The organism is Acidovorax sp. LjRoot204 (genome assembly GCF_056175785.1).
Genome location: NZ_JBGFFF010000060.1, coordinates 20,807 through 27,595, shown reverse-complemented (window position 1 = coordinate 27,595; position 6,789 = coordinate 20,807). Strand labels below are relative to the sequence as shown.

At 68.4% G+C, this 6,789-nt stretch carries 7 protein-coding genes; 3 read left to right on the top strand and 4 right to left on the bottom strand.

The window, feature by feature from the left end:
- Positions 1 to 20: 20 nt before the first annotated feature.
- Both AC04MI_RS12580 and AC04MI_RS12575 read right to left on the bottom strand, forming a co-directional pair.
- Positions 21 to 1,325, bottom strand: a complete 1,305-nt coding sequence (locus AC04MI_RS12580) for a glycerate kinase type-2 family protein (protein WP_436078629.1) — start codon at positions 1,323 to 1,325, stop codon at positions 21 to 23.
- A gap of 41 nt (positions 1,326 to 1,366) precedes the next feature.
- On the bottom strand, positions 1,367 to 2,455 hold the full coding sequence (locus AC04MI_RS12575; protein ID WP_476497900.1) for a tartrate dehydrogenase: 1,089 nt from the start codon (positions 2,453 to 2,455) through the stop codon (positions 1,367 to 1,369).
- Between the two features lie 168 nt (positions 2,456 to 2,623).
- Between AC04MI_RS12575 and AC04MI_RS12570 the strand changes: the two genes are divergently transcribed.
- Positions 2,624 to 3,598: a LysR substrate-binding domain-containing protein gene (locus AC04MI_RS12570; RefSeq protein ID WP_436078631.1), complete on the top strand. Its 975-nt coding sequence runs from the start codon at positions 2,624 to 2,626 to the stop codon at positions 3,596 to 3,598.
- 111 nt (positions 3,599 to 3,709) lie between these two features.
- A complete protein-coding gene (locus tag AC04MI_RS12565; protein WP_121944071.1) occupies positions 3,710 to 4,297 on the top strand; it encodes an Lcl C-terminal domain-containing protein in 588 nt (195 codons plus the stop codon).
- Positions 4,298 to 4,352: 55 nt separating this feature from the next.
- Here AC04MI_RS12565 and AC04MI_RS12560 read toward each other — a convergent pair whose 3' ends face one another.
- Both AC04MI_RS12560 and AC04MI_RS12555 read right to left on the bottom strand, forming a co-directional pair.
- Positions 4,353 to 4,754 carry a carboxymuconolactone decarboxylase family protein gene (locus AC04MI_RS12560; protein ID WP_056744406.1) on the bottom strand — a complete coding sequence of 134 codons (402 nt, stop codon included), beginning with the start codon at positions 4,752 to 4,754 and terminating at the stop codon, positions 4,353 to 4,355.
- On the bottom strand, positions 4,681 to 5,160 hold the full coding sequence (locus AC04MI_RS12555; RefSeq protein WP_436078632.1) for a MerR family transcriptional regulator: 480 nt from the start codon (positions 5,158 to 5,160) through the stop codon (positions 4,681 to 4,683). Before AC04MI_RS12555 ends, AC04MI_RS12560 begins: the two co-directional genes overlap by 74 nt.
- A gap of 291 nt (positions 5,161 to 5,451) precedes the next feature.
- Here AC04MI_RS12555 and AC04MI_RS12550 point away from each other — a divergent pair, with 291 nt between their 5' ends.
- Positions 5,452 to 6,591: a zinc-binding dehydrogenase gene (locus tag AC04MI_RS12550; RefSeq protein ID WP_476497899.1), complete on the top strand. Its 1,140-nt coding sequence runs from the start codon at positions 5,452 to 5,454 to the stop codon at positions 6,589 to 6,591.
- The last annotated feature ends 198 nt before the right edge of the window (positions 6,592 to 6,789 follow it).

Sequence of the window (6,789 nt, the reverse complement as noted above, 5' to 3'; positions counted from 1 at the left end):
AGGGACGTCGGTGCATGGCGTCAGCCCGTGGCTGCGATCAGGATCGCGCGGAAGTCGTTGACGTTGGTGCCCGTGGGCCCGGTGACCACGGCGTCGCCCAGCGCGCCAAAAAAGGAGTGGGCGTCGTGTGCGTCCAGCGCGGCGGTGGCGTGTTGGCCCAGCGCGGCGGCGCGCTCCAGCGTGTCGGGCGTGGCGATGGCGCCTGCCACGGGCTCCAGCCCATCGATACCGTCGGTATCCCCGGCCAATGCGTACACGCCGGGCAAGCCCTTGAGCGACAGGGCCAGGGACAGCAGGCATTCCACGTTGCGCCCRCCGCGCCCCGGGGTTGGCATGGGTTGCCCTGGTGCCGGTGTGCGCAGGGTGACAGTGCTCTCGCCGCCACTCAGCAGCACGCGGTGCCGTGGTGACGGGGCCTTGGCGGCGTAGCGGGCGACACCGGCCAACACGGTGCCCATGTCGCGGGCTTCACCCTCCAGTGCATCGCCGAGCAGCGTGGGCTCGATGCCCGCGTGGCGCGCCACCTGGGCGGCTGCCTGCAGGGCCAAGTCGGGCGTGGCAATGACGTGGGTGGTGATGGGGCCCAGCCGGGTGTCGCCGGGCTTGGTGCTTTCGCTGGCGGCAGTGTCCAGTGCGGCCAGCACGGCGGGCGGCAGAGCAATGCGGTAGCGCTGCAAGATGGCTAGCGCCTGTGCACGGGTGGTCGGGTCGGCCACGGTGGGGCCCGAGGCCACGTCCAGCGGGTCGTCGCCCGGCACATCGGACATCACCAGGTTGACCACGCGGGCGGGGCTGCAGGCCAGGGCCAGCCGCCCGCCCTTGATGGCCGAGAGGTGGCGCCGCACACAGTTCATCTCGCCGATGCTGGCGCCGCTGCGCAGCAGGGCCTGGTGGAGCGCCTGCTTGTCGGTCAGCGTGATGTCCGGCAGCGGCAAGGGCAGCAGCGCCGAGCCGCCGCCCGACCACAGGCCAATCACCAGGTCTTCTGCTGTGAGGCCCGCCACTGCGGCCAGCATCTGCTGCGCAGCAGCCAGGCCCGCCGCATCGGGCACGGGGTGGGCAGCCTCCAGCACGCGGATGTGCTCGCAGGCGGCAGCATGCCCGTAGCGTGTGACCACCACGCCAGACAGCGGCGTGGGCCAGTGGGCCTCCAGCACCTGCGCCATCTGCGCCGATGCCTTGCCCGCGCCGATCACCACCGTGCGGCCCCGGGGCGGGGCGGGCAGGTGCGGCGGCAGACATACCGCGGGCTGCGCGGACGCGATGGCGGCGTCGAACATGCTGCGCAGCCAGTGGCGGGCCTGGGTGTCGATGTGCGTGCTCATCGGGTCGTGGGGCAGGGCGCAGTGCGTTGGGGCCACGCAGCTCAGGCGGCCTTTTGCAACTGCGTGCGGCCGATCAGCGCGCACACGGCGTCGGTCACCTGCACCGTGGTGGCCGTGCCGCCCAGGTCGCGGGTGTGCAGGGCGGGGTTGGCGGTGACCTGTTCGATGGCCTGCATCACGGCGCGGGCAGCGCTGGCCTCGCCCAGGTGCTCCAGCAKCATCACKACCGACCAGAAGGTRCCGAYSGGRTTGGCCAGGCCCTTGCCCATGATGTCGAAGGCSGAGCCGTGGATSGGYTCGAACATSSWSGGGTAGCGSCGCTCGGGGTCGATGTTGCCGGTGGGYGCGATGCCCAGGCTGCCCGCSAGCGCGGCGGCCAGGTCGCTSAGGATGTCGGCATGCAGGTTGGTGGCSACGATGGTGTCGAGCGTGGCGGGGCGGTTGACCATGCGGGCCGTGGCAGCGTCCACAAGCTCCTTGTCCCACTTGACGTCGGGGAACTCGGTGGCCACCTGCGCGGCAATCTCGTCCCACATCACCATSGCGTGGCGCTGSGCGTTGCTCTTGGTGAYGACSGTGAGCAGCTTGCGGGGSCGSGAYTGSGCCAGKYKGAAGGCGWAGCGCAKGATGCGTTCSACSCCSRCGCGSGTCATSATGGACACGTCGGTKGCSGCCTCGATSGGGTGGCCCTGGTGCACGCGGCCRCCSACGCCSGMGTAYTCGCCCTCGGAGTTTTCGCGCACGATGACCCAGTCCAGGTCCTTGGGCGTGCAGCGCTTCAGGGGCGCATCAATGCCCGGCAGGATGCGTGTGGGCCGCACGTTGGCGTACTGATCGAACCCCTGGCAGATCTTCAGGCGCAGGCCCCACAGCGTGATGTGGTCGGGGATGTCCGGGTCGCCCGCCGAGCCGAACAGGATGGCGTCCTTGCCGCGCAGCGCATCGAGCCCGTCGGCCGGCATCATCACACCGTGGGCGCGGTACCAGTCGCCGCCCCAGCCAAAGTTTTCGAACTGGAACTGCAGGCCCGTGTGGCGGGCGGCCAGTGCTTCGAGCACGCGCTGGCCGGCGGGAATCACTTCCTTGCCGATGCCGTCTCCGGGGATGGTGGCGATTTTGTAGGTTTTCATGAAGGTCTTTGGTCTTGGTGTGTGAAAGCGTCGGGAAAGGCCTGTGGGGATGTCGTGCCGCGAAAAAGCGGGTGGAACAAAAACAGTGAGAGCGACTGTAGGCATCCGCTCGTTGTAAAAACGGCGCTCAAGTGAATCCATCGTTAACCTGCAGTTGATAATGTGGCGATGAGCTCCACCATCCAGCCCGCAGAACTGGGCTTCTTCTCGGCACTGGCGGCCAGCCCCAGCCTGAGCGCCGCCGGGCGCGAAATGGGTGTCTCCACCGCCGCCGTGAGCAAACACCTGGCGCAGATGGAAAAGCGCCTGGGTGTGGTGCTCATCAACCGCACCACCCGGCGCATGAGCCTTACGCCCGAGGGCGAGCTGCTGCTGGAGCACGCGCGCCGCATCCTGCGCGAGATCGATGCGCTGGATGAACTCATTGTGCAGTCCAAGGCCAGCCCCAAGGGCCTGCTGCGCGTGAATGCCACGCTGGGTTTTGGCCGCATGCACATCGCCCCCGTGATCTCGGACTTTGTGCGCCAGTACCCCGAAGTGGATGTGCAGCTGCAGCTGTCGGTGCACCCGCCACCGATCACCGACGATGCCTACGACGTGTGCGTGCGTTTTGGCGAGCCGCCCGACGGCCGCGTGATTGCCCGCCGCATGGCACCCAACCGGCGCGTGCTGTGCGCCGCACCCGCCTACCTGGAGCAGCATGGCAGGCCCCGCGTGCCGCGCGACCTGATGGAGCACCAGTGCATCGGCATCCGCCAGGGCGACGAGGCCTACGGCCTGTGGCGCCTGACCACCGGGCGTGGCAGCAAGGCGCACACCGAGTCGATCAAGATCACCGGCAACCTCACCACCAACGACGGCGAGATCGCTGTGCTGTGGGCGCTGCAGGGCCACGGCATCGTGATGCGTGCCGAGTGGGATGTGAACCGCCATCTGGCCCAGGGCCTGCTGGAGCCCGTGCTGCCGCAGTACCACACGCCTGCGGCCGACATCTATGCGGTGTACCCCCAGCGGCACCAGTTCTCCACGCGGGTGCAGGCGTTTGTGGGGTTCCTGGCCGAGGCATTGGCCGCGTCAGGCACGCTGGCAGGAGTGGGCGTGGGTGGCCGCACGGACAAGCGGCGGGCCGTGCGGGTTTCTTGACCTGGTGGGTGGCGCGCGGGCCGCTGCCGGGTTAGGGTGTCGCCAAGGCATTCTGTGATGCCTCTCTGCCCCCCGGACCTGTACCTGGCTTTCATTGCCCCTGCTTTGCCCATGAAAACATTGTTGCCGCTCATCCCCCCGCTGTTGGTTGCCCTGTTGGCCGGTCCTGCGCAGGCCGCCGATTCGCAGGTGGCCGCCGATTGGTCCCTGTCCGCCGATGGTGCTTATGTGTTGGACCAGCGTGCCGGCCTGGCCTGGCCACGCTGTGTGGAGGGCATGCAATGGACCGGCAAAACCTGCACGGGCCAGCCCCTGCTGCTGGACCGTGCTGAGGCCACGGCTCTGGCCTCTGACCGCTGGAAGGCCGAGGGTGTGGGCTGGCGCCTGCCCCGTGCGACAGAGCTGCAGCGGCTGGTGGACAAGGCGCTGTCGCCCCCGGGCCTCAACCCCCTTCTGTTCCCGGCGGCGCCGGGCCAGTGGCACTGGACGTCCACCGCCAACGTGAGCGCGCCCAGCGTCAACCAGTACACCTACGGCAACATCGCCCAGAGCCGGGCGGGTGATGGCGCGCGGCAGGCGGCCATGATCAACGGCTGGGCGGTGAACCTGTCCACCGGCGAGGCGCGCGGCGATGCCGCGCGGGCCAGCAAGCTGCCGGTGCGGCTGGTGCGGCCGATGCCGGTGGGGGCCGCCAAATAGGCGGTCGCTCCGCAGCAGTCGCATCCGGCAGGACAGGGCGGGGCGGCAGGGCGCTTCAAGCGGTCTCTGGTTGTGCGTCGGCTGCTGCAAACACTTCGCGTGCCGCGGCCAGTCCGTTGAGCGCGGCCGGAAAACCTGCGTACACCGCCATTTGCATCAGCACCTCCACGACCTCTTCGCGGGTGACGCCCACATTGAGCGCCGCCTGCAAATGCACCTTGAGCTGTGGCGTGGCGTTGCCCAGCGCGGTCAGTGCGGCGATGACTGCAATCTCGCGGCTGCGCAGATCGAGTCCGGGGCGCGAATAGATGTCGCCAAACGGAAACTCGATCAGGTAGCGTGCAAAGTCGGGGGCGATGTCGGCCAGGCTGGCGACGACACGCTCACCCGCGTGGCCGTCGATTTCGCGCAGCTTGGCGAGGCCCTGGAGATAGCGGGGTTGGGTTTCGGGGGACATGGGAGCTTCCTTGGTGGGTGGACGACGGGGTGGACCGAAGGGAAGCTTCCAGGCCCTGGTAGTGCGCGATCTTGGCTTGCAGCGCCTGTGCGGCTTGCTGCATCGTGGTGATCGTTGCCAGCACTTGCGCCAGGTGCTGTTCCAGCAACTGGCGCCGCTCGGGGGCGGTGGCGTTCCCTTCGCTGCGCAGCCGCGCAAAGGCCTGCATCTGCCCAATGGGCATCTGGGTCTCGCGCAGGCGCAGCAGGAATCCGATCCATTCCATGTCCGACGCCGCATAGCGGCGCTGGCCACCGGGTGCACGGGCTACCGGCGCAATCAAACCGGCGCGCTCGTAGTAGCGCAGGGTGTGTGCGGTCAGGCCAGTGCGTCTGGCGACTTCGGCAATGGTGAGGAGGGATGCCATGGGAACGATTCTGAAAGTTGGAGTGCACTCTAAGTCAAGCGCCACGTGGATGACTGGGGACGGGGCGTGTGAGAGCATGGGGTAGCCCCGTGGCTGGAGCCTCTTTTTGGCATCGTTCTTCCCGGCGCATGGTGGCCTGCCGCCGTGAACCGAGGGGACAGCGTGGTGGCGCAGCTTGGTCAAGAATGCGGGTTGGTGGTGCTGCGGCGCCGTGGAGTGCAGCACCGTTTCACCACACTGCGCAGTCCAGCGCATAGGCCCTTTGTCCCATCTTTTACCTGCGAGTCCTCCATGAACCCCTCCATCCCTACCACCGCGCTGCAGTTGCGCTCGCTTGTGCAAGCCGATGGCACCTTGCAGATCAGCCTGGAGCCGACACCCGTGCCCACACCAGGGCCCGACGAAGTGCTGATCCAGGTGCAGGCCACGCCCATCAACCCGTCGGACATCGGCCTGCTGCTGGGCCCCGCCGACTTGTCCACCGTGCAGGTCACGGGCACGGCCGAGCGGCCGGTGGCCACGGCCCGCATCCCTGAGCGCGCCATGCCGGGCATGGCGGCACGCCTGGGCCAGAGCATGCCGGTGGGCAACGAGGGCGCGGGCCTGGTGGTGGCCGCAGGCAGCTCGCCTGCCGCGCAGGCGCTGCTGGGCCGCACGGTGGCGGTGATTGGCGGCGCCATGTATTCGCAATACCGCGCCATGCCTGCGTCGCAGTGCCTGCCGCTGCCGCCCGGGACCACGGCGGCTGAAGGCGCATCGTGCTTCGTCAATCCGCTGACGGCGCTGAGCATGGTGGAGACCATGAAGCGCGAGGGCCACACTGCGCTGGTGCACACCGCGGCAGCCAGCAACCTGGGCCAGATGCTGCTCAAGATTTGCCAGAAAGACGGTGTCGGCCTGGTCAACATCGTGCGCAAGCCCGAGCAGGMGGCGCTGCTGCGCGAGCTGGGCGCCCAGTATGTGTGTGACAGCAGCGCGCCCAATTTCATGGCCGAGCTCACCGATGCGCTGGCCACCACGGGCGCCACCATCGCGTTTGATGCCACGGGCGGCGGCACGCTGGCCGGGCAGATCCTGCAGTGCATGGAGGCCGCCATCAACCGCAAAGCCAAGGAATACAGCCGTTACGGCTCGGCAGTGCACAAGCAGGTGTACCTGTACGGCCACCTGGACACGCGCCCGACCGAAGTGCACCGCACCTTTGGCATGGCCTGGGGCATGGGTGGATGGCTGCTGTTTCCGTTCTTGCAGAAGATCGGCGAAGAGGCCACCCAGGCGTTGCGCCAGCGCGTGGCGGCTGAGCTGAAGACCACGTTCGCCAGCCACTACGCGCGCACCGTGTCGCTGGCGGGGGCGCTGAGCGCCGAGTCCATCGCGTTCTACGGCCCGCGCAACACCGGCGCCAAGGTGTTGATCGACCCGTCGCTGTAAGCGACGTTGCGGGCGCGCGCCTGGTGCCCTTGGGGGGCGCGGCTACACGGCAGGCACCAACAAAAAGGGCTCCCAAAGGGAGCCCTTTTTGCCTGCCCGCCCCTGCGGTTCAGTTAACACTCCCCATGGCWGYAGCACCCGCACCGCGCGAAGTGCCACCACCATGGGAAGTCCCGCAACTGCTTCAAWCCAAYCYMA